Source organism: Antarcticibacterium arcticum (assembly GCF_007993795.1).
Lineage (GTDB): Bacteria > Bacteroidota > Bacteroidia > Flavobacteriales > Flavobacteriaceae > Gillisia > Gillisia arctica.
Map to the genome: position 1 here is coordinate 1,697,339 of NZ_CP042476.1, position 23,829 is coordinate 1,721,167.

Below are 23,829 nucleotides of genomic sequence, written 5' to 3' on the forward strand. Positions count from 1 at the left end.
TTATTCTCCAAGGGTAATGATTTTAAATTGTATGTCTAAAGGATTTAACTGTTCAATAAGCGCAGGGATCAATTGTTCACCAAATTCAAGGTACATTTCAGAAAAATTTGTGTGCCGCTCCTGCAGGCTTTTGTTTGGAAACAGTTCATTTTGAAGTCCTGTAATACGGGAAACCTCATCTTTCAATTTTCGTTTCTGAGCTTTGAGAAGGCGTTTCTCAAGATTTTCAAGTCCCTTTAATTGCTTCACTTCCTGTGCTTTTACAGCATTGAGAAATGTTTTATCTGTTTGTGCTGCGATCTCGTACATTTTTGAGAACTGTTGTACCAGGTGTTCTTTTTGCGAACTAAAATCTATATCTATATTCGAGATCTTGCGCACTTTGCGATTTATCAATTCATGTTGCTTCATAAATATTTCAGAAATTGAAATATCCAGTTTTTTCCTTTTTTCGTTTTGCTTGGCTGTTTCTATCAACACAGAATTTCGTAGTAGCAATACAGGAAAGGGCACGTTTACGACCTTGAATACTTCTTTTAGCTCAAACCAATACGCCAGCTCTCCCCCACCGCCTATGTAACACAGATTGGGCAGGATCACTTCCTGGTAGAGCGGCCGCGTCATCACATTTGGACTAAACTTTTCCGGGTTTTCGTGCAGTTCTTTCAGTATCTCCTCCTTACTCCAGGTTATATCGGTTTCATTCACATAAAAGCGTTCTTCCTGCTCAATAAGGCGTTCCCTTACACAAATGTCAAGATAAAAGAGATTTATTTCTCTTGGTGTTACCTGCACCCCATACCCAAGTTCATCGAGTTTTTGGGCCACCGGCCTTGCATTGTTAAAAGAAACCTGTTGTGTAAGTTCTTTTTCCAGGTAAGGTATAAATCCGGCCTTTAGATTTTTATCATGCCCATCCACGATCACCAGACCATAATCTTTAAACAGCTCATTTGCTAAAAACCTCGTGGCATCTGTAAGATTTTCGTGTTCCAGGTAAGACCTTTTAAAAAGGTCCTTCAGGAATTCGGCATTTTTACCCCCTCCAATTTCCGCAGAAAATAATGCGAAAACCTCTTCCAGGCCCTGCGTACTTAAATTCCCCACGGCATCATTTCCAGCTCCGGCTTCAGCACTGTTCCACTGGAATTTTTTTCCGTTAAGATTGAAAAAATTGATCTCCTCAAAATCGTGATCCTCCGTGGCCATCCAGTAAACCGGCACAAAATTGTAAAGGGGATATTCCTTTTTTAATGCTGCGGAAAGATTGATAGCAGAAACTATCTTATATAAAAAATACAAGGGGCCCGTAAATAAATTAAGCTGGTGGCCGGTAGTCACTGTAAAGGTGTTTTCCTGAAGGAGGGAATCTATATTAGATGAAACAGTTGACGATATTTCCAGATTTGAATATTGTTCCTGCAATGCTTTTACAAGAACTTCCCTATTGTGTAAACTAAACGCCGACTTTTTTTCCTCAATTTGTTTCCCAAAATTCTCCAATGATGGAAAGCGGTTATAGAACTGTTTTAGTTCCTCTTTCTGGTCCAGATAATCTGTAATAAGTGGGGAAAAATAATTGGTTTCTTTATAGGAAAGACAGTCTGAAGGCATATAATTACTTTAATAATGTAAAGATACCGAAGATAAACTTTTTACCATCTATTTTTTAGTAAATTCCGGGTGGTATGCTATCTTTACTTTCCTAATCAAGATTTTATTTTTTACATGAAAAAATTATCTCTCCTTGTTTCCGTTCTTTTCCTGAGCTTTCAATTTACAATCGCACAAAATTTACAATCTCCCGAGGAATTTCTGGGTTACAAGATTGGCACCCAATTTACCCGGCATGCAGAGGTTGTAAATTATTTTAATCATATTGCTGAAAATTCAGGTTTGGTAACTTACCATACCTATGGAAAAACCAATGAGCGTCGCCCACTCACCTATGCAGTGGTTTCTTCTGAAGAAAATCTTGGAAATATAGACCAGATACGCAATAATCACCTGCGCAATACGGGTGTGGAAAGTGGAAGCTATGATAAATCGGCCGAAAAAGCCATCGTCTGGCTTAGTTATAATGTTCACGGCAATGAAGCTTCCAGTACAGAAGCTGCTATGCAAACCCTTTATGAACTGGTGACCAGCAAAAAAAACTGGCTGGAAAACACAGTGGTAATAATTGATCCCTGCGTAAATCCAGATGGGCGTGACCGCTATGCCAATTGGTACAACCAGGTAAAAGCTGAACCTTATAACACTTCTCCTATGGCTGTAGAACACAATGAACCATGGCCGGGAGGGAGACCAAATCATTACCTTTTTGACCTTAACCGCGACTGGGCCTGGGCCACACAAGTGGAGACCCAACAGCGTATAAAAATATACAACCAGTGGTTACCGCATATTCACGTAGATTTTCATGAGCAGGGAATAAATGAACCTTATTATTTCGCACCTGCAGCAGAACCTTTTCATGAAGTTATCACCCCTTTTCAAAGGGAATTCCAAACCGAAATAGGGAAAAATCATGCGCGCTATTTCGATGAGGAAGGCTGGTTATATTTTACCAAAGAGCGTTTTGACCTTTTATATCCAAGTTACGGTGACACCTATCCTACTTATATGGGAGCTATTGGAATGACCTATGAGCAGGCCGGGAACGGGGGAGCAGGACTGGGGATAGACACCCGCGAAGGCTACGAGCTTAACCTTGTAGACAGGGTGGCACACCATCATTCTACCGGACTTTCAACCGTAGAAGTTGCGGCCCGTAATGTTGACAAATTAAATAATGCCTTTAATGAATTTTACCGCAACAGCAATGCTGAATTTAAGAGCTATGCCCTAAACGGAAATCCCGATAAGATTGCATCTTTAAAACAATTGCTGGACCTGCACGAAATAAAATACAGCACCGCGGCTTCAGGAAAAATCAAAGGAAGAAATTATAACAACAGCAGAACCGATTTTACCGCCACCGGCAACACCCTGCTGGTGAATGCCAATCAACCAAAAGGAAAGATGGTGAAGGTGCTTTTTGAACCTTCAGCAAAATTAAGCGATTCCCTTACTTATGATATCACAGCCTGGAGCCTTCCATATGCTTATGGTCTGGAAGCTGTAGCCAGTACACGGGCCTTAAATTCTGGTGAAACCACCTCCCCTGTTGCAATTAATAACACAGCAAGTCCTGCAGGTGCAGGATATGTCTCAAAATGGAACAGCATGCAGGATGCACGTTTTCTTGCCGCTTTACTAAAGGAGGGCATAAAGGTTAGAGTGAGTGAGATGGCATTTGAAAATAACAACCAGAAATTTGATCGTGGAAGCCTGGTAATTACCAAGAGTGACAACAGAACTACCGGGAATTTCGATGCAAGATTGGTAGAAATAGCCTATAACCACAACAGGCAACTTAGCCCTGCTACTACAGGTTTCGCAACCAGCGGGCCAGATTTTGGGTCACCCGAAGTAAGAATGGTAAATGTTCCGCGTATAGGAGTACTTCGCGGCAGAGGGACCTCTTCCCTTAATTTTGGAGAGATCTGGCATTTCTTTGAACAGCAATTAAATTTTCCTATCACCCCCATCGATACTGATGACTTTGGACGGATAAACTTTGAAAAACTGGATGTACTTATTTTGCCTTCAGGCTCCTATAGTAAAGTTCTGGATAAACCTGCCCTCGAAAAACTTACCGACTGGGTTAAAGGTGGCGGAAAAGTTATTGCAATAGGAAATGCGGTAGGTCATTTTGCCGGCAAGGAAGGATTTGAATTAAAGGAGAATAAGCCTGAGAAATCAAAGGATTCTGCAAAAGGAAATCTGACGCCTTATAATGAGCGGGAGCGTGAAAGTATTAAAGAACTTATTACCGGAAGCATAGTTAAAACCAGGGTAGACAATACACATCCCATGGCCTTTGGGTATGATAAGGATTATTACAGCCTTAAATTAAGCAATAACAGTTACAGCCATTTGAAAAACGGGTATAATGTTGCCTATTTAGGGGATAAGCCGGAGATCGTTTCAGGATTTGCAGGAAGTGAAGCCAGAAAAAGCATTCCAAACTCTATGACCTATGGGGTTGAACCTATGGGCAGAGGGAGTTTTGTTTACCTGGTTGACAATCCGCTGTTTAGGGGATTCTGGGAAAACGGGAAATTGTTCCTTGTAAATTCCATTTTCTTTGTGAATAATGATGATCTAACCCGTTAGTAAACAGGCCCTTCCAATTCCTTTATTCATGAAAAAGATTCTCTGGCTTCTTGCAATTTTTATTTTAGGTTGCAAAGACAGTAACAAATCCCCCGATATTTCACGGGAATCGACCATCAATGCCGGCTGGCTTGTGGGAACCTGGGAAAGAATAAATGAAAAGGAAGGGATTCAAACCTATGAGAAATGGGAACTAACTCCGGAAAAAACCTACGAAGGAATTGGGTGGACAATGCGGGAAAATGATACCATCTTTAAGGAGGTTTTGAGAATTGTGGAAATCGATGATCAATGGAACCTTGAAATAAGTGGTGTAAACGAATCTCCTACCCTATTCGAAATCACAAGCCAAACCTCCCGTAGTTTTGTTTCTGAAAATAAAGAGAACGAGTTCCCGAAAAAAATTCAATACCAAATGCAAGGGGAACAATTGCATGCCATAATCTCTAACCCCGGCCGGGAGATAAAATATATATTTGAGAAAACCAATTAAAGAATAGTTTATCCCGAAGGAATCAGGGGACCAAGGTTCCTGAAAATCATCCTTACCTATGATGTACGCAACATAAAACTGTGAGAGACATTTGGACGCCACCAGATATTATAATTTCGAAGGGGAACTACCTCATTTCAAACAGGCGTTCACAGATAAAATGGGGAGTTTCCTCAGAAATAAACATACACAAATATTCAACCCTGAAAATTGAAGATTCATAATATTCAGTTCTCCCAGGCCGACGCCGGGGGCCTGATGTTTATATTTATTCCGGGTATTTTGAACGCCGGGATCCCTCATTATTAAATTTATAATATTTCCGAAAATTCAATTATTTATAAATAAATTGCGTTGTAACCACCACGGCTTATTTATCAAAATAAACAGTTTATATCACTACAAGAAATGAGACAATACTTCCCCTTTTCCATACTGCTTTTTTTAATTATTGGATTAAATACACAGGCCCAGGAGGCAAAATCAAAACATAAAATAGATTTTGAAACCTTTACCCTGGAGAACGGGTTAAGGGTGATATTTCACATTGACCGGTCAGATCCCGTTGTAGCGGTAGCCCTTACCAGCCACGTGGGTTCTGCCCGGGAAACCGAGGGCCGCACAGGATTTGCCCATTTATTTGAACATTTACTTTTTCTGGAATCTGAAAACCTTGGCCCGGGGGGTCTTGATAAACTAAGTGCCAGAATTGGAGGTTCGGGGGCCAACGGTTCCACCAGTCGCGATCGCACCAATTATTTCCAGACCGTTCCCAATGACGCTCTTGAAAAAATGATCTGGGCCGAGGCAGATAACCTGGGATATTTTATCAATACCGTTACAGATCCTGTACTGGCCAAGGAAAAACAGGTGGTTAAAAACGAAAAAAGACAAAGCGTAGATAACCGCCCATACGGCCATACGCAATATGTTATTGATAAAGCTTTGTATCCCGAAGGACATCCCTACAGCTGGCAGGTAATTGGGTCTTTAGAAGATCTTCAAAATGCCACCCTTCAGGACGTAAAAGATTTTTTCAACCGCTGGTATGTGCCGAACAATGTTGTTTTGACAATAGCAGGAGATTTTGATAAAGAGCAGGCGAAAGATTGGGTGCATAAGTATTTTGACGAAATAAAAACCGGTCAAAAGATCGAAGTGCGGGAAAAACAACCCGCTAAACTGGGTGCGGTAAAAAACCTGTACTATGAGGATAATTTTGCCAAACTGCCGGAGCTTACTCTAACCTGGCCATCGGTTTATTCCTATCATGAAGATTCCTATGCGCTGGAGATCCTTACCAAATATCTTGCTGATGGGAAAAACGCCCCACTCTACAAGAATCTGGTAGCCAATAAAGAACTTACAGATAATGTGAGAATGTATAATTACACCTCTGAACTTGCCGGGCAAATTATGCTGCAGGTACGGGCATATGACCAAAAGGATCTTGATGATGTAAAAGCCGCAATAGATAAAACTTTAAGCAAATTTGAAAAAGAGGGAATCCCGGAAAAAGACCTTAGAAGGATCAAAGCGGGGCAGGAAACAGATTTCTATAACAGCATCTCAAGCGTTCTTGGGAAAGGATTTCAGCTGGCACAATACCAGATCTTCGCCGGTGATCCTAACGAGATCAATAAAAATGTGGACAAAATAATGGCAGTTTCACGGGCAGACGTAAAAAGGGTATTTGAAAAATATATTAAAGGCAAGCCCTATATCGCTACCAGTTTTGTGCCTAAAGGTCAAAAGGATTTAGCTTTAAACAATGCCCTTTTAGCTGAAGTTGTAGAAGAAAAGATAGTTGAAGGGGCAGAAGATGAGATCGTCCTGGAAGGAAGTGTAACTTATGAAAAAACTCCATCCAGTTTTAACCGGGAGGCAGAACCCCATACTGGGGAACTCCCGAGGTGAAAACCCCCGGCATCTGGACCACTGCCCTACCATCAGGTCTCCAGGTTTACGGGATCACAGAAAATGAAGTGCCCCTGGTACGTTTTGCCCTGGAGATGGATGGCGGATTGCTACTGGAAGACCGCGGGAAAATAGGGGTCTCTAACCTGCTTGCAAATTTAATGACCAAAGGCACTAAGAAAAGGACTCCGCAGGAATTGGAGGAGGCAATAGAACTACTTGGATCCAGTATTTCCATTAATGCCCGGGATGAACAAATTGTTCTAAGTGGGAATAGCCTGGCCAGAAATTTTGGTAAAACAATGGATCTGGTAAGAGAGATCCTTTTGGAACCACGCTGGGATGAGGAGGAATTTAAACTTGTAAAACAACAGGCGCTAAGCCGTATTCAACAACAAAAAGCCAATCCCAATAGTATAGCCGAAGATGAGTTCAGGAAATTGATCTATGGCCCCAATCACATTCTTTCCCACAATAATCTGGGAACCCAGGAGAGCGTAGAGGAAATAAGCCTTGGAGATCTTAAGGCCTATTATCAAAATAATCTATCTCCTCAAACCGCACGATTTCTTGCGGTGGGAGATCTGGATAAAGAGGTTGCTGTGAATTCCCTCAAGGCGATCTCTGCCAATTGGGCGCCGAAAACAGTAAAAATCCCCCAATTCCCAGAGCCAAAAGCTCCTGAGTCCTCTCAGGTTTATTTTTATGATGTTCCCGGCGCAAAACAATCGGTGATCAAAATTGGCACTCCTGCTCTTGCAGCTACAGATGCCGATTTTTATAGCGCCGAAGTTATGAATTACCGATTGGGTGGCGGCGGATTTGCATCACAGCTCACCCAGGAACTGCGGGAAGGAAAGGGATACACCTACGGGATACGTTCCAACTTTAGCGGGAGTAAACTTGTAGGGCCATTTGCAGTAAGCAGCGGGGTGCGGTCCAATATCACCTTCGAAGCTGTAGAACTAATTAAACAGATCATGAGCAATTATGCCCAGAGCCTTGAACCCAACGACCTTGAAGTGACCCAGGGTTTTATGATCAAGAGCAACGCCCGTAAATTTGAAACCCTTAATGCAAAACTGGGAATGTTAAGCGAAATTAGCAACTACGGCCTGGAACCAGATTATATTAAGCAACGCGAACAAACGGTTAATAATTTAACCTTGGAAGCACTTCAGGAGCTGGCTGGAAAATATATTGACCCAGATAAAATGATCTATCTAATTGTAGGGGATGCCGAGACGCAACTTGAAAAACTTGAAAATTTAGGATTTGGCACCCCCGTCCTCTTAAATGGCAAATAATTGTTTTTACCAAAGACAGGCGACGTGCTTTCACTGCCGGAGATCTATTTCTTTCTGCTGAAGAGTGTATGGAAACAAAAAAAGTTCATCAGAAAGAACCTTTTTCCTAATTTAATTCCATTCGCGGAGGCCAATGATGGGATTACCGGGAAAGACCTAAAAAAGATCACTTCTTATTATGCGCTTGGTGTTCCTGCAATTCTCGGGGAATCTCTGGCAATACTAAGAGGGGAGCCACTGCACCAAACTGAGCGCTATAGCCTCACATACCTGGGTGGCATTTCTGGACTTCTTGACGATCTTTTTGATGACCCACTACAAAAGGCAGATCATCTGGAAGAATTCATACTCCAACCCGAAAATCTGCATCCCTCAAATGCGCACGAGCAATTGCTGTCAATGATGTATATAGAGGGGCTTTCATTTTCTGCTCAACCGCGCAAACTTAAAAATCAGGCTTTGATGGTCTATAAAGCCCAGCAGCAAAGCCTCCAGCAAAAATTAAGTGCGGTTTCTAAGGAAAAGGTTGTAGCTCTAACCCTTTCCAAAGGGGGGACATCCTTCGTTTTTTACAGGCTTTGTATGAATCATCCCCTTAGTGCGGAAGAAGAGGAGTTGCTTTCTAAGCTTGGCGGACTTATGCAATTGGGAAATGATATTTTTGATGTTTGGGAAGACCACAGGGAAGGAACTGTTACTGCAGCAACACAGTGTAAAAATATACCTCAACTAAGAAAAATATTCCATAATGATCTCATGAAGGTTTACGAACTGGCATCCTTAACCCCATACCCCCGGAAACAAATACACCGGTTTCTTCAAATTATCACACTTGCACTTTCCCGGGTTTTTGTTTGCCTGGACCAATTTGAAGTTTTGCAGCACCAAACAGGAAATATTTTCAGCATAGAAGATTACGAACGCAAGCAATTGATATGCGATATGCAAAAACCGGCAAATCAGTTAAAAGCGATTAAATATTATTTAAAAACCAGTAGGGATATTAATTTTAGCGAATCATCAAAAAGCTACCAATTTTAACCTAATTTTAATCCCAAATTCAAATATCTATGGTTGTCCCAATACTGCTTTTAATTGCAGGCCTTACCATTTTAATTTTTGGTGCAAATTACATGGTAGAAGGCGCTTCTTCCCTCGCAAAAAAATTCAATATTTCCAATCTGGCAATAGGCTTAACGGTGGTTGCATTTGGCACCTCGGCACCGGAGTTGGTGGTAAATACCTTTGCTGCCGTACAGGGCCACCAGGATATTGTTTTTGGAAATGTGTTGGGGAGCAACAATTTTAATCTCTTTATTATCCTTGGTATTACCGGGCTTATTATACCCTTGACCGTTCAATCCAGCACCGCCTGGAAGGAAATACCCATATCTCTAATTGCCGTGTTAATTCTTTTTATTTTGGTAAATGATATCTGGCTCTTTAATGCGGAAAATTCTGTGTTAGGCCGTATGGATGGTGGTATTTTATTGATCTGCTTTGGGCTTTTCCTGTTCTATGTATATAAACAATTGAAAAGCGATCCTACAGAAATTGAAGAGATCAACCCGGTTGCCGGTTTACCTGGCTGGAAAATGGCGTTGTTTATAGTAGGGGGATTAGGAGGACTTGTATATGGCGGGCATCTTGTGGTGAACAATGCTATTGAAATTGCTGAATCTTTTGGTATAAGCCAGAAGATCATAGGCCTTACGGTGGTTGCTGCCGGTACTTCTCTCCCCGAGTTGGCAACCTCTGTGGTAGCAGCTATCAAAAAGAATGCAGATATTGCGGTGGGGAATATTATTGGTTCCAATATTTTCAATATTTTTCTCATCCTGGGAGCTTCTTCCCTACTTAGCCCCATTGGTTTTGATTCTAATTTTAATACAGATATTTATGTACTGGCGGGAGGAACTATTTTCCTTATTCTCGCTATGTTCACGGGGAAATTCAGAAAACTGGACCGCTGGGAAGCTGCAATCCTGCTTTTGTTTTATTTGGGTTATACCACTTATCTTGTAATGCAGGAACTCTAAGATCTAAATTTAGAATACGATGAAAAAACTATTGTATGTACTGTTTCTTGTTACTATAGTTTCCTGCGGAAAATCATCTGAAGAAATATCACTTTCTCAAGAGGTAGATTCTCTTAAAACGGAAATTACGGCACTGCACAGAGCCAATGATACGCTTAGTGACCATCTTTTAAAAAGATCATATGTCACGCTGAATTATCCTGCTTTTTTTGACAGCATTGCAGAGCCCGAAGAATATATCCTGCAGGAACTGCAGCAAAGGCCGGGTTTAATTTCCAAAAAAGCAGTGCTCGGGGGCACTATGAGATTTACCCGGGTAACTTTTATCAATGAAGATCTTTTGGTTGCTGAATTTGAAGATGGGCATATTATGGGAAAAACTGTTTTTCGCTACAGGCTAACCAGAAATGGGGAGTTGGGCTTTACCAATGTTTGTGATATAGAATACTAAACCCTCCGGAAAAGGATCCGGCTTGATGTTTCCAAATTAGGTATCTTTCAGGTGCTTAAATTTTTCAAATGCTAAAGGCCTTTAAATATGTTTTTGACTTTGTTGCGGCCATTGTAATAGTAATTATTCTTTATATAATTGTGGGTATAACAGGGTCACTTATTCCTGTAAATACCAAACAGCCTTCTGCAGAAAAAGAATTTGAAATTTTTATACAATCTAACGGCGTACATACAGATATTGTAATGCCCTTAAAAAATGAAATTCTGGACTGGCGGGATTTTGTTGACCCGTCGCACACCAGAGCGGGAAATGTAGATTTTGCATTTGTAGCCTTTGGATGGGGAGATCTTGGATTTTATGAGACAACCCCTGAATGGTCAGACTTAAAACCGGGAATCGCCTTTAGGGCCATGTTTCTGGATTCTCCTGCTGCGATGCACGTGAAATTCAAACATTATATGATTGAAGATGAAAACAGCATTTCAATTATGGTAACCGAAAAGCAGTATGAGGCCCTCGTCGGTTATATTTTAAAAAGTTTTTCCCGGGATGGCAATGGAGCTCCACTCAACATTCCAAATTTACATTATGCGGGGAATGATACATTTTACCAGGCCGAAGGATCTCTCACACTCTTAAAAACCTGTAATACCTGGACCAATAACGCGTTAAAACATGCGGGTTTACCGGCGAGTTTGTGGACGCCATTTGTTGAAGGCATTTTTTACAGCTATTCCCGATATTGATAAGGCATTTCCTGCGTTTTAAATATTTAAAGGAAAACCTAAAAAATTGAAAGCCCATCTTTTAAGTTTATTTTATAAACACAAAGCCCGTTTCTGTAAATTAAAATTTCTACCTTAATAAAGCACGAAATACAGGACACCATGCTTTCTCCTATGTCAAATATCTCTTCCCTGTTTCATCCGCTCTCCAATGTGTCACATCTTGGCCCTTTATTTGAAAGTATTGGAAGTTCCAAATATGTGCTGCTGGGAGAGGCAAGTCACGGCACCCACGAGTTTTATACCTGGCGCGCACATATTTCCAAACATCTTATACAGGAAAAAGGATTTACAATGATAGCGGTGGAAGGAGACTGGCCGGATTGTTTTGTTTTAAATAAATGGATCAAAAACCCGGATGATAAAACCCCCATTGCCGAAATATTAATGCAGTTCAACCGTTGGCCAACATGGATGTGGGGTAATTGGGAGATTGCCTCTTTTGCCGGCTGGTTAAAAGAGTATAATTCCAGCCTTCCATATGAAAAGAGGTGCGGGTTTTACGGTCTGGATGTTTACAGCCTGTGGGAATCGCTGGATATTATGGTAAATTATTTACAAAAAGAAGATCCCCCCACTGCCCAACTGGCGGTGGATGCATTCAGATGTTTTGAACCTTATAAAGAAGGGGATTCCTATGCTTCGGTGTATGCCCATTCCCTGCCGGACTGTAAAAAGAAGGTAGTAAAATTGCTCAAAGAAGTGCGTGAAAACTCCTGGAAATATGATCATGAAATGGAAGGCGGGCTCAATGCCGAACTGAACTCCCTGGTGATGAAAAATGCCGAAAAATACTATGAGGCTCTCGCTGGATTTGGGGATGATTCCTGGAACGTAAGAGACAGGCATATGGTGGAAACCCTTGAAACCTTGATGAAATACCATGGAGATGATAACCGCGTCGTGATCTGGGAGCATAACACCCATATTGGGGATGCCCGGGCTACTAATATGAAACGCGACGGACTTATAAATGTAGGACAACTTCTACGGGAGAAATATCAAAAAGACGGGGTTTACCTCGCAGGTTTCGGCACCTGGACAGGTACGGTCAGAGCCGCAAAGAACTGGGGCGCCCCAATGCAAATAATGAATGTTCCGGAAGCGATGGCAGGGAGTATTGAAGAACTGTTGCATTCCCAGTGCGAGGGAAATATATTAATAGTATTTAAGGATAATCATAACCTGGAGGAAGCTTTTTCTAATAAAATGGGACACAGGGCTATTGGTGTAGTGTACCACCCCAGCCATGAACGGGGGAATTATGTGCCTACCCGGCTTTCCCAACGCTATGATGCATTTCTGTTTCTGGAAAGAACAGAAGCTCTTCATCCCCTTAAAATTAAACCTGATGGCCACAAAGTGCCGGACACTTATCCTTTTGGTATCTGAAAATTTTATCTGAAAAAATATATAGATGAAAACTATTGAAGAAATAAGGCAAAAACTTGGAGAGGATGCGGATTATCTACTGGATCATACCTGTGAAAAAATCCCAAAGGAGAAAATTACCGTACCGGGACCCGGGACACCGGAAAATTTTATAAACAGTGACCGCAATACGCGGGTTTTGGGAAGCATCTCCCGTCTTTATGATCATGGGACTCTGGGTAATACGGGTTATTTGAATATCTTGCCAATTGACCAGGGAATTGAACATACCGCAGCGATCTCCTTTTATAAAAACCCAGATTATTTTGATCCTGAAAATATTGTCAAACTTGCCATCGAAGGCGGGTGCAACGGGGTGGCATCTACTTTTGGTGTTCTGGGCCTGCATGCGAGAAAATACGCCCACAGGATCCCCTTCATTGTAAAGATAAATCACAATGAACTGCTCACCTATCCCAATAATTATGACCAGATCCTCTACGGAAATATAAAGGAAGCCTGGAATATGGGTGCTACCGCGGTAGGAGCAACCATTTATTTTGGGTCTGAAGAAAGTTCGAGGCAAATTCAGGAAATAGCAAATGCCTTTGAAGAGGCGCACCAATTAGGAATGGCCACAATACTTTGGTGTTATGCCCGTAATTCTGCCTTTCAGACAAACGAAGCAGATTACCATACTTCAGCAGATATTACCGGCCAGGCCAACCATCTTGGGGTGACCATTAAAGCTGATATTATCAAGCAAAAACTTCCGGAAACCAATTTTGGTTTTAAAAACATCAAGTTTGGAAAGTTCAGTGATGAGATGTACGAAAGTCTTACTACAGATCATCCCATAGATCTATGCAGACTTCAGGTGGCCAATTGTTTTATGGGTAAGATAGGGCTAATTAATTCCGGCGGAGGTTCCCAGGGAGAATCAGATCTGGTTGAAGCCGTTAAAACAGCGGTTATTAATAAACGAGCAGGCGGCAGCGGATTAATAATGGGCAGGAAAGCATTTCAAAGACCTCTTAAGGAAGGGGTAGAACTTTTACGCAGTGTGCAGGAGGTATATCTCGAGAAGAATATAACAGTGGCGTAAATAGGGGATCTTTACAAATTAAATGATGGAAGTTGTGGTTGTGGAGTATTCTCTACCACTGCTTTTAAAAGGTGTATGTCTTCTTCAGAATAACCAAGAAGGTCCAGAATAATACCATTGGCCGCACCTGACTTCACGGTTAAATGATTGTTGGAAATAAAAACTGTATCAATATCCTCCCAGGGATAGGAAAGTTTTCCATTGGCCAGGTCATTAATGAATAAACCCTTATTGTTCCAGGAAATGGATTCTTCAGTTTTTTTGCGAATTGAATATCCGTAAATTATCAACCCCAGCCCCAGGGGCAAATAAGTGTAATAAATAAAACTTTCGCGTAAGATAAGCGAAATCAATCCCGCAAGAAACCAGAAACCGCCAACTATATAATGGTAATTCTTTTTAAAAAAACCGGTTGGTTTTACTATACGGGCCATTTTGTGGGTGTTATGGAACTCCCTAAAACTAATAAATTATCGTGAGATTTTAAACCTGAAATTTAATTTCTTTCCTGGTAGGACGCACCTCTGTAACGTTTAAAGGCTCCCCGTACAGGTCAAAATCTGCTGCCTCGTTGATCTTTACCTCATAGAAATCCCCTGTCTTTAAATATATCCTGGTGGCATCAATAAGCACTTCATTATCAACATCTGGTGAATCAAATTCAGTACGGCCTATATAATAATTACCTTCCTTGCGGTCTATTACCACTTTAAAGATTTGGCCAATTTTCTGTTGGTTCAGTTCCCAGGAGATCTGGGATTGAAGTTCCATGATCTGGTTGGCCCTGTCCTGTTTTACTTCCTGTGGCACGTCATCTACCAGGTTAAAGGCATGGGTGTTTTCTTCGTGAGAATAGGTAAAACATCCCAGGCGTTCAAAACGCATATCGGCTACCCATTGTTTCAATTCCTGGAAATGAGCTTCAGTTTCTCCCGGGTAACCCACAATAAGGGTGGTTCTAATGGTCATTTCAGGAACTATACTACGGAATTGCTTCAGTAGATTTGTTGTTTTTTCATGGGTGGTACCCCTGCGCATGGATTTCAACAGATCATCTGAAATATGCTGAAGCGGAATATCCAGGTAATTACAAATCTTAGGCTCTCTTTTCATAAGATCCAGCACATCCATAGGAAAACCAGTTGGAAATGCATAATGCAATCTTATCCATTCAATTCCTTCCACTTTCACAAGGTTCTCAAGCAATTCAGCCAGATTCCTCTTTTTATAAAGATCAAGGCCATAATAAGTAAGGTCCTGGGCAATCAAGATTAGTTCCTTCACCCCATTCGCGGCCAGTTTGGAAGCTTCGGTCACAAGATCTTGTATAGGGGTGGAACGGTGTTTCCCTCTCATTAACGGGATAGCACAAAAAGAACACGGCCTGTCACAGCCTTCCGCTATTTTTAAATAAGCGTAATTCTTTGGCGTAGTAGTAAGACGTTCACCTACGAGTTCATGTTTATAATCGGCCTCCAGGGCTTTTAGTAAAGCCGGAAGTTCTGTAGTTCCAAAATATTGATCAACATCTGGGATCTCCTTTATAAGATCAGGTTTATAGCGTTCGCTTAAACATCCCGTCACAAAAACCTGGTCTACCTCTCCCCTTTGTTTCTTTTCTACAAACTCCAAAATAGTGTTTACAGATTCTTCCTTTGCATTATCAATAAAACCGCAGGTATTGATCACAACAATATTTCCTTCTTCTTCATGAACAACATCCTTGTCATTAGCCTTTAATTGCCCCATCAACACTTCGCTGTCATAGACATTCTTGCTGCAGCCAAGCGTTACTACATTGATCTTGTTCTTCTTTATGGATTTTGTTCTCATGCTATTAGAAATTATCTTGTCATGTAGACCTCGCAGGTTTTAAAAACCTTTGAGGTCTCTGTGTGATCCTTAAATCTGGATCGGTTTTAAAACGGGTGCAAAGATACAACCTAAAATTTGATTGGAAGAAGGAGTTGCGAACTGTTTAAAATACTGATCCTAAAATTTTTAAGCCAGATACATCCTTATAGGCAATTTTGTATCTTCATCAAAATCCAAATTGCAATATCAACCCTATGAAAAATTCGGTGCTTTTAATAGTTATATTTCTTTTGTTTCAATCCTTTTACGGCCAGGAACGCATTAGGGATCTTGGAATAGAAATAGGGGTGCTTCCCACGGGAACTCTGAATAGTATTACAGATGTGGCGGGAGTTCTGGTAGGGCATACTACTCTGGTAAAAGGGGATTCAGTACATACCGGTGTTACAGCGATCCTTCCTCATTCGGGAAATATCTTCCAGCAAAAAGTACCTGCAGCCATCTATGTTGGCAATGGCTTTGGAAAACTGGCCGGGATCACCCAGGTAAATGAATTGGGGAATATTGAAACTCCCATTATACTAACCAATACCCTAAGCGTTGCCACTGCGATGAATGCCGTTATAGGCTACACCCTTAACCAAGCGGGGAATGAAAATGTACAATCTGTCAACGCGGTGGTGGGCGAAACCAATGATGGATATCTCAATGATATTCGCGGGAGGCATATAAATGAAGAAGATGTTTTAAAGGCTATTGAGAACGCCAGTGTTGGTCCCGTTAAAGAAGGAAATGCAGGTGCAGGAAGCGGTACTGTCGCTTTTGGGTTCAAGGGAGGAATAGGCACTGCTTCCAGAAAATTACCGGAAAGCCTGGGAGGTTATACTTTAGGGGTAATTGTGCAGTCCAATTTTGGTGGAGTCCTGCAAATTGCAGGAGTGCCGGTGGGGAAGGAATTAAAACAATTCAGTTTTAGCAATAAACTGCTTAATAATGTGGATGGTTCCTGTATGATTGTAGTGGCAACAGATGCACCATTGGATCACCGCAATCTGGAACGGCTCGCAAAACGTGCATTCTTAGGCATAGCAAAAACCGGGGGAATAGTTTCTAATGGCAGTGGCGATTATATAATCGCGTTTTCAACAGCGGAAGCTAACCGCATTCCCTACTCAACCCGGGACAATCTTCTAAAACAGGAGGTTGTTCCCAATGATCAAATGTCGCCTCTTTTTATGGCTGCAATTGAAGCTACGGAAGAAGCTATATTAAACTCGTTGTTTATGGCTGAAGCGGTAAAAGGAAAACCGGGTAGGAATATAGAAGCTTTACCTTTGGACAAGATCCTGCCAATTTTAAAAAAAAACGGGGTAATTAAAGATTAGTCTGTATTTCGTGTAATCCTAAGAAATTCATTTTGCAGTGCTCGGGTGATCTTGCCCGTTTCTGTTGTTGAAAAGACTTCTTCTTCCTTATGGAACATAGAAGTTACCGCAAGTATCTGGGTAGTAGTACCGGTAAGGAATACCTCATCTACTTCTACCAGTTCATCAATATGTACACAATCTTCAATTAGCTTGATCCCCAGGTTGGCGCATAGTTCAATGACTGCTTTTCGGGTAATTCCCGAAAGAATATGCGGGCCCTCGGGATGGGTATATAGGGTATTATTTTTTACAAAGAATATGGAGGAATGAGAACCTTCAGTAAAATAACCCTTCCGCAACAAAATATTTTCGGCCAGGCCGGCAGTATGAGACTCATTGTTCGCGCGAACATTGGCCATAAGTGAAATTGACTTAATGTCACAACGGTGCCATCTTAGATCCTTTGAAACCAAAACGGATGCCTTTTTATTCTCAAATCCTTCCAGGGTCACGGGAAAAGCATATAACAACAGGGTGGGTTCAATATGCTGCGGATAAAAATGTGTTCGGGGCGCAACACCCCTTGTTATTTGAACATAAACCGCGCAATCGCTGTTTTCCAGTCCCGCACGGGAAACAGCCTCGAGCATGGTTCTTCTAATAAGGTCTATTTCTAATTCAACTTCTATTTGGGACAGGGAATATTTTAGCCGGTCCAGATGATCTTCAAGGCGGTACGGTTTACCTTTATAAAAAGGTGTCACCTCATAGATCCCGTCCCCGAACATGAAACCGCGGTCAAATACAGAAACAAAAGCCTGATCATGAGGCATCCATTTCCCATTGAAGAACACTTCTTTAGGATAGGTCTTTTTGGGCTCGCCCGAAGTGTTATTGGAATTCACAGTGCGTATTAATTAAAATATTGCTGTATGCCCACCATCCATTGGGTTTCATAATACCTTATCACACTTATTACCAGAATTCCGGCCATAACATAGATCCAGGAAAAACTTTCCTTTTTAAGCATTACCCAGCCAATTACAGCAAAGATAACATAGGGAATCGCCAGAATAAGGTTTGGTGCGGGCCATGCATTTTGGAAAACTACCGCGATCAACTTCATTATTACATAAAAAATGCTGTAAAAAAGAATGATCTTACTTATAAGCGCCTTAAGGTTTCTGCTTTGCATTCTTAATTCTTATAATTCTCAGGCGAAACCCTGCGATTTGTTGCCTTTTCATAGGCAAAAGCCCAGCTGTAAAGATCTGCTTCCCGGTAAGGTTTGGCAAAGAATGTTAGACCTTTTGGAGCATTGTTTTCACCATAACCCATAGGAACGGTAATAGCAGGATATTTTGCCACCGCTGCAAATCCCGCATGGTAATTATTGATTGATAAAACTCCGTCAAGATTATGCTTTTTCATGGGTACTTCAAAAAATTGAGTTCCATTTCTTCTCAGGGTATCTTTAATGGCGGCAAACTCTTTTTCATTGGCCGAATCATTTTTTATACCCTCGAACAAGCGCTGCCCATAAGGAGATCGGTTTAAAGTGTCCATTAAATTATAAGCCATTACATCTTCAACAGATCTCACTTCCACCTCACCTCCATATTTTTCAATATAATGGGGCAGGTCTTTTTTCATATCGAGGTTCAAAAGCCTTATGAAATTTGGCAATTGAACTTCTTCTGCTTCAAATTCAACAACCTCGGCCCCTGCTTGTTTCAAATCATTTATTGCCGCAACATACAGTGAATCTTCCATTAAACCTTTTATTGCACCCAGCCTTACACCTTTCAATGACTTTTCAGAAATTGAAGTATAGAAATCTGAGCCCAGGTTCTTATTGGCAACAGAAGCGGCATCCTCCTTATCACGACCGGTCATAGCCGAAAAAAGGATCGCATTGTCTATAACAGATTTTGTAATAGGACCGGGAGTATCCAGTGTTCCTGAGATAGGTACGATCCCGCCCCTGCTCAATACACCCACTGTAGGTTTCAAACCTACTACCGAATTCTGGCTGGAGGGAGAAAGGATAGATCCTGAAGTTTCAGATCCTACCGCGGCAGGAGCAAAATTAGCGGCTACGGCTACAGCGCTGCCGCTACTTGAACCACCGGTGTCAAGGATCTTGCGACCATATGGATTCAGGGTTTGACCTCCAATGGCGGAATATCCGCTTGGGCAGTCGCCACAAAAGAAATAAGCCCATTCACTTAAATTTACCTTTCCCAGGATCAAGGCTCCGTTTTCCTTCAAGCGGGTCACCAAAAAGGCATCCTCTGTCAAATTATTTTGAAAAGCCACAGCCCCTGCGGTGGTGGGCATTCCTGTAGTATTAATATTGTCTTTAAGTAAAACCGGAATTCCAAAAATCGCATGTTTCCGTTCCCCGGCCTTGAAGGCACGGTCCCTGGCCCTTGCTTCCTCAAGAATTGTAGGATTAATGGATATTACTGAATTAAGACTCAGCGAATTGTTCCTGTCATATTTTCTAATTCGGAATAAGTAAAATTTCACCAGTTCCTCATAAGTAAAATCACCATTTTTTACAGATCGCTGGAGGTCCGGAATTGTTTTGTCAAGGATTAGAGGCCTTAACATAGTATAACGATCTTCTGAAAAAGAAGCCATTTCCTCTTTAAAAGGGGCCCAGATAGAATCCTTGGTTAAAAATTTAGAATCCAGAACTTTATATTCCTTTTCAACAACTGCTGTGGTGTCCCGGGTTTCCTGTACAGGAAGTTCCTGTTCTTTCGAGTCCTTTTTACAGCTCAAAAATGATATTACTACCAGAATAAAGATCTTCTTCATAAAATAATTTTTAAAATTGGAAAGAGTATGAATTATGTAGAAAAAAAGTGATTATTTTTTAAAGAAGGAATCCACAAATTCCAGTTTATTGAAAACCTGTAAATCTTCCAGGCCTTCCCCTACCCCTATATATTTTACCGGAATTTTGAACTGGTCACTAATTCCTATTACCACTCCACCTTTGGCGGTACCATCAAGTTTTGTAACCGCAAGGGAGGTTACCTCTGTGGCTGCTGTAAATTGTTTGGCCTGTTCAAAGGCATTCTGGCCGGTAGAACCATCCAGAACCAACAACACCTCATGTGGCGCCCCCGGAATTACCTTTTGCATTACTTTTTTCACTTTAGAAAGCTCGTTCATAAGGTTTACCTTATTATGAAGTCTTCCTGCGGTATCTATAATTACCACATCCACATTTTGTTTTACCCCGCTTTGCACAGCGTCAAATGCAACTGAGGCAGGATCGCTTCCCATTTGCTGGCGTACCATGGGCACCTGGGTCCTGTCTGCCCAAATTTGCAGCTGGTCTATCGCCGCTGCGCGGAAGGTATCAGCTGCACCAAGAAGTACACTTTTTCCCTCCTGCTTGAATTGATGAGCCAGTTTACCTATTGTAGTAGTTTTACCAACTCCGTTTACGCCCACCACCATTATAACAAATGGTTTATGCTCTGTGTTAAAGTTGAAACCCTCCCCTTCACCGCTGTCGGTTTCAGATAAGAGTCCGGCAATTTCTTCACGTAATATTCCATTGAGTTCTTCAGTACCAAGGTATTTATCCCTGGCAACCCTTTCCTCTATTCTTTTAATTATTTTAATAGTTGTAGCCACTCCCACATCACTACTTACCAAAACATTCTCCAGTTCATCCAGCACATCCTCATCTACCGTAGATTTTCCGGCTACAGCCTTGCTCATTTTGGATAAAAAATTCGTCTTGGTTTTCTCTAAACCTTTATCCAGGGTTTCCTTCTTTTCCCTGGAAAACATCTTTTTAAATAAACTCATTTTTTTGGAAGATTTTTAACTCGATTGGAGGTGTAAATATACATAAAAAGGAAAAGCCGTCCAGATTGCTCAGGACGGCTTTTAAAATATTTTGAAATAATCTATTTTTTGCTTAAAAAGTCATTCACCTCTTCCGGGGTCATAATGCTTTCAACAAAAGTATAAGCACCAGTTTTTGGTGATTTTACCATTTTGACAGCTTTTGTCAATCTCTTCGAACCTGTTTGTAAGGATGCTACTGATTTCTTTGCCATGACTCTATTATTTTATCTCTTTATGAACCGTCATTTTCTTAAGAATAGGGTTAAATTTCTTTATCTCTATCCTGTCTGGCGTGTTCTTTTTATTTTTAGTTGTAATATATCTTGAAGTACCCGGTTTCCCTGATTCTTTATGCTCTGTACATTCTAAGATTACCTGTATTCTGTTACCTTTCTTTGCCATATCAATGTGTCTTGATGGTGGGGATTATTTATTCAAAAATCCTTTTTCTCTTGCGTCTTTCATAACCGCAGAGATCCCTAATTTATTAATGTTTTTTAATGCAGATGTTGAAACTTTTAAAGTTACCCATCTATCCTCTTCTGGAATATAAAAACGCTTCTTTAACAGGTTGATGTTAAATTTACGCTTTGTCTTATTCATAGCGTGAGAAACATTGTTCCCTACCATTGCTTTTTTACCCGTAAGCTCACAAACTCTTGACATTGTTTTATTCTTTATCTTGTTATTTCAAAACAGGCTGCAAATTAACGATTATTTTACCAAACAGCCAACATAAATTTAAAAATATTTACAGCATTTTCTGAATGCTATTTTTTTGCATATCCCTTGTCATCACAAGCTCCCACCGTATCCCCGGGAAAATATTATTTTTTAACCAGTTCTCTTAGCAGTAATTCGAAAGCTTTATTTACGGCTTTTTTAACAACATCTTCCCGGCTGCTGCCAAATTTATATTTTTTTGAGAAAACTCCCCTTGGGGTGCCAATACCAATAAATACAGTTCCCACTTCGGCCCCACTTTCCCCTTTTTTTGGCCCGGCATTTCCGGTGGTTGAGATGGCATAATCTGCCTGGAAAAGCTTCATGGCATTCTTTGCCATTTCCTCAGCCACTTCCCCACTTACCACGCTATATTTTTCAATCGTACCGGGCGATACCTTCAGGATCTCTTCCTTTACCTGCGTAGCATAGGCTACCATCCCGCCCTTAAAACAAGTAGATGCCCCGGGATTAATGGTAAATTGAGCTGCTACCTCACCCCCACTAAAACTTTCAGCAGAACATAAAAACTGTTCTTTGGAGGTAAGCAGCTTATTCAAAGTCACGGTTATGTTATCATCTTCATTTATATTCTCCAAAAGGATATCATCGATCAAAGGATAAAGGAGATCCAATTGTTTTTCAATTGCCTCTTTAAGCGCATCCTCATCCTCGCCTTTTCCCGAGATCCTGAGACGCACACTTCCAAGATCTGGTAGGTAAGCAAGTTGGAGATCTTCCGGTAAATTATTCTCCCACTCTTCCAGGCGCTCTGCGAGGGCACTTTCCCCCAGGCCATAGGTGCGCAGGGTCTTGTGATAAATAAAAGGGCGGCGGAATTCTTCTTTAAGTTTAGGAATGATCTCCTTCTCCATCAATATTTTCATTTCAAATGGTACCCCGGGAATTGCAATAACTACCGTTTTTTCCATTTTTATCCACAGCCCGGGAGCGGTTCCATATTTATTGTGAAGCACCGTAGCTTTGGAAGGAACCATAGCTTGTTCCCGGTTAAGATCGGAGACCGGGCGATCATTTAATTTTTTGAACAGCTCTTCAATATGCTTTAGAACTGCTTCATCTTTTACCAGGATATCATCAAAAAATTCACAAAGGGAATATTTTGTGACGTCATCTTTTGTGGGGCCAAGGCCTCCCGAAATAATAACAACATTTGCCCTCGCCGCTGCCCCTTTTAATGTCTTAAGAATCTGGGTGCGGTCATCTTTAATACTGGCGATCTGGTCAACAGATATACCTATCCTGTCCAGTTCTCCCGCAATATCGGCAGAATTCGTATCAACTACCTGACCTATAAGGAGCTCGTTTCCAATGGTAATGATCTCTGCGGTCATTCCAGGTCAAAATCTTTTTTTAGCTGGTGCTGCGCAAGATTAACTTTGGTGGCGATACGTTCTCCGGCGGTTTGGGCATCGGCTTCTTTTGCATTGCCTTTAGACCATGCTTCAATGAGGAGCACATGTTCCATAAGATCCAGACCAAATAACTGCAAATTAGGTTTCATTTTATGAGCATATTGATACGCCAGAGATGGATTCCCATTTTCCATAGCCTCAATCATAGACTTAACATCTGGCGGGATCTCTTCGAGGAATGTCTGCACTATTACCTTTAAAAAATCCTCATCGCCACCTGCCATCTCTTTAACATCTGTTAGATCGTAGTATTTGCTCATTACTTTACGTTTATTGAAAAAATCTGTTCCTTTTCTATAAATCCGGTAAGGCGGTCGTTTATATCGACTTTACCAACCCCCTGCGGAGTTCCTGTAAAAATTATATCCCCAATTTTAAGGGTAAAGAATTGGGAAACATAGGATATGATCTCATCCATTTTCCACAGCATATCCCTGGTATTTCCATTCTGGACAGGCTGTTCATTCTTCAATAAGCTAAAGTTAATATTATTTAGGTTTTCAATGGAATTTTTATTTATCCATTTTTCTCCAATAACCGCTGCTCCATCAAAGGCTTTTGCCTTTTCCCACGGCAGGCCTTTATCTTTTAATTTTTGCTGAAGGTCACGGGCGGTGAAATCAATCCCCAGGCCTATCTCCTCATAGTATTTATGAGCATATTTCTCCTGAATATATTTTCCTACTTTATTAATTCTTACGAGCACTTCCACTTCAAAATGTACATCGTTGGAAAATTCAGGAATAAAAAAAGGCTGTTTTTTAAGGAGGATAGCAGTGTCCGGTTTTAAAAATATTACGGGCTCGGTGGGCTTTTCATTTTTTAATTCTGAGATATGCTCACTGTAGTTTCTGCCAATACATATTATTTTCATTTAAAAGAAAGATTTAATTAATGCTACCCATAATCCTGGGAGTTGG

The 23,829-nt window shown here is 41.1% G+C and carries 22 protein-coding genes and 1 pseudogene; 10 read left to right on the forward strand and 13 right to left on the reverse strand.

Annotation, left to right across the window (positions count from 1 at the left end; translation table 11 throughout):
• Positions 1 to 1,614 (reverse strand): bacillithiol biosynthesis cysteine-adding enzyme BshC, encoded by a 1,614-nt coding sequence (bshC, locus tag FK178_RS07635; protein ID WP_146833055.1) that lies wholly within the window; start codon positions 1,612 to 1,614, stop codon positions 1 to 3.
• 114 nt (positions 1,615 to 1,728) lie between these two features.
• On the opposite strand from bshC, the gene FK178_RS07640 reads away from it, so the two are divergent.
• From FK178_RS07640 to FK178_RS07680, 9 genes and pseudogenes are all read left to right on the forward strand, one after another.
• Complete coding sequence (locus tag FK178_RS07640) at positions 1,729 to 4,221, forward strand: M14 family metallopeptidase (protein ID WP_146833058.1); 2,493 nt, start codon at positions 1,729 to 1,731, stop codon at positions 4,219 to 4,221.
• Positions 4,222 to 4,249: 28 nt separating this feature from the next.
• Positions 4,250 to 4,714, forward strand: coding sequence for a DUF6265 family protein (locus FK178_RS07645; RefSeq protein ID WP_146833061.1), 465 nt, complete (start codon positions 4,250 to 4,252; stop codon positions 4,712 to 4,714).
• A gap of 408 nt (positions 4,715 to 5,122) precedes the next feature.
• Positions 5,123 to 7,938, forward strand: a pseudogene (locus tag FK178_RS07650) (M16 family metallopeptidase).
• Positions 7,939 to 8,979 carry a hypothetical protein gene (locus FK178_RS07655; protein WP_146833064.1) on the forward strand — a complete coding sequence of 347 codons (1,041 nt, stop codon included), beginning with the start codon at positions 7,939 to 7,941 and terminating at the stop codon, positions 8,977 to 8,979.
• A 29-nt stretch (positions 8,980 to 9,008) separates the two neighbouring features.
• The gene (locus FK178_RS07660) at positions 9,009 to 9,977 is read left to right on the forward strand and encodes a calcium/sodium antiporter (protein ID WP_146833067.1); all 969 of its coding nucleotides are present in this window, start codon (positions 9,009 to 9,011) and stop codon (positions 9,975 to 9,977) included.
• A 19-nt stretch (positions 9,978 to 9,996) separates the two neighbouring features.
• Positions 9,997 to 10,428, forward strand: coding sequence for a hypothetical protein (locus FK178_RS07665; RefSeq protein WP_146833070.1), 432 nt, complete (start codon positions 9,997 to 9,999; stop codon positions 10,426 to 10,428).
• Between the two features lie 68 nt (positions 10,429 to 10,496).
• Positions 10,497 to 11,177 carry a TIGR02117 family protein gene (locus FK178_RS07670; protein ID WP_146833073.1) on the forward strand — a complete coding sequence of 227 codons (681 nt, stop codon included), beginning with the start codon at positions 10,497 to 10,499 and terminating at the stop codon, positions 11,175 to 11,177.
• Positions 11,178 to 11,330: 153 nt separating this feature from the next.
• Positions 11,331 to 12,608, forward strand: a complete 1,278-nt coding sequence (locus FK178_RS07675; protein ID WP_168194572.1) for an erythromycin esterase family protein — start codon at positions 11,331 to 11,333, stop codon at positions 12,606 to 12,608.
• 25 nt (positions 12,609 to 12,633) lie between these two features.
• Positions 12,634 to 13,692, forward strand: a complete 1,059-nt coding sequence (locus FK178_RS07680; protein ID WP_146833079.1) for a class I fructose-bisphosphate aldolase — start codon at positions 12,634 to 12,636, stop codon at positions 13,690 to 13,692.
• Between the two features lie 11 nt (positions 13,693 to 13,703).
• Here FK178_RS07680 and FK178_RS07685 read toward each other — a convergent pair whose 3' ends face one another.
• Both FK178_RS07685 and rimO read right to left on the reverse strand, forming a co-directional pair.
• Positions 13,704 to 14,126, reverse strand: a complete 423-nt coding sequence (locus tag FK178_RS07685) for a hypothetical protein (protein WP_146833082.1) — start codon at positions 14,124 to 14,126, stop codon at positions 13,704 to 13,706.
• A 49-nt stretch (positions 14,127 to 14,175) separates the two neighbouring features.
• Positions 14,176 to 15,525, reverse strand: a complete 1,350-nt coding sequence (rimO, locus tag FK178_RS07690; RefSeq protein WP_146833085.1) for a 30S ribosomal protein S12 methylthiotransferase RimO — start codon at positions 15,523 to 15,525, stop codon at positions 14,176 to 14,178.
• A gap of 236 nt (positions 15,526 to 15,761) precedes the next feature.
• On the opposite strand from rimO, the gene FK178_RS07695 reads away from it, so the two are divergent.
• A complete protein-coding gene (locus FK178_RS07695; RefSeq protein ID WP_146833089.1) occupies positions 15,762 to 16,892 on the forward strand; it encodes a DmpA family aminopeptidase in 1,131 nt (376 codons plus the stop codon).
• Here the strand turns inward: FK178_RS07695 and FK178_RS07700 are convergent.
• The 10 genes from FK178_RS07700 to FK178_RS07745 form a co-directional block, all read right to left on the reverse strand.
• Positions 16,889 to 17,779 (reverse strand): aminotransferase class IV, encoded by an 891-nt coding sequence (locus tag FK178_RS07700; RefSeq protein ID WP_240793798.1) that lies wholly within the window; start codon positions 17,777 to 17,779, stop codon positions 16,889 to 16,891. The genes FK178_RS07695 and FK178_RS07700 overlap by 4 nt on opposite strands.
• 8 nt (positions 17,780 to 17,787) lie before the next feature.
• Positions 17,788 to 18,069, reverse strand: a complete 282-nt coding sequence (locus FK178_RS07705) for a hypothetical protein (protein ID WP_146833092.1) — start codon at positions 18,067 to 18,069, stop codon at positions 17,788 to 17,790.
• Between the two features lie 2 nt (positions 18,070 to 18,071).
• Positions 18,072 to 19,700, reverse strand: coding sequence for an amidase family protein (locus FK178_RS07710; protein ID WP_146833095.1), 1,629 nt, complete (start codon positions 19,698 to 19,700; stop codon positions 18,072 to 18,074).
• Positions 19,701 to 19,751: 51 nt separating this feature from the next.
• On the reverse strand, positions 19,752 to 20,708 hold the full coding sequence (gene ftsY / locus FK178_RS07715) for a signal recognition particle-docking protein FtsY (protein WP_146833098.1): 957 nt from the start codon (positions 20,706 to 20,708) through the stop codon (positions 19,752 to 19,754).
• Between the two features lie 101 nt (positions 20,709 to 20,809).
• Entirely contained in the window at positions 20,810 to 20,962 is a 153-nt protein-coding gene (locus tag FK178_RS07720) for a DUF4295 domain-containing protein (protein WP_146833101.1), read from the reverse strand.
• 7 nt (positions 20,963 to 20,969) lie between these two features.
• Complete coding sequence (gene rpmG, locus FK178_RS07725) at positions 20,970 to 21,152, reverse strand: 50S ribosomal protein L33 (RefSeq protein WP_146833104.1); 183 nt, start codon at positions 21,150 to 21,152, stop codon at positions 20,970 to 20,972.
• 24 nt (positions 21,153 to 21,176) lie between these two features.
• On the reverse strand, positions 21,177 to 21,416 hold the full coding sequence (gene rpmB / locus FK178_RS07730; RefSeq protein ID WP_146833107.1) for a 50S ribosomal protein L28: 240 nt from the start codon (positions 21,414 to 21,416) through the stop codon (positions 21,177 to 21,179).
• Between the two features lie 161 nt (positions 21,417 to 21,577).
• On the reverse strand, positions 21,578 to 22,828 hold the full coding sequence (locus FK178_RS07735; protein ID WP_146833110.1) for a CinA family nicotinamide mononucleotide deamidase-related protein: 1,251 nt from the start codon (positions 22,826 to 22,828) through the stop codon (positions 21,578 to 21,580).
• Positions 22,825 to 23,169 (reverse strand): Hpt domain-containing protein, encoded by a 345-nt coding sequence (locus tag FK178_RS07740; protein WP_146833115.1) that lies wholly within the window; start codon positions 23,167 to 23,169, stop codon positions 22,825 to 22,827. Before FK178_RS07740 ends, FK178_RS07735 begins: the two co-directional genes overlap by 4 nt.
• On the reverse strand, positions 23,169 to 23,783 hold the full coding sequence (locus FK178_RS07745) for a fumarylacetoacetate hydrolase family protein (protein ID WP_146833118.1): 615 nt from the start codon (positions 23,781 to 23,783) through the stop codon (positions 23,169 to 23,171). The genes FK178_RS07740 and FK178_RS07745 overlap by 1 nt, the downstream gene beginning before the upstream one ends.
• Positions 23,784 to 23,829: the final 46 nt, after the last annotated feature.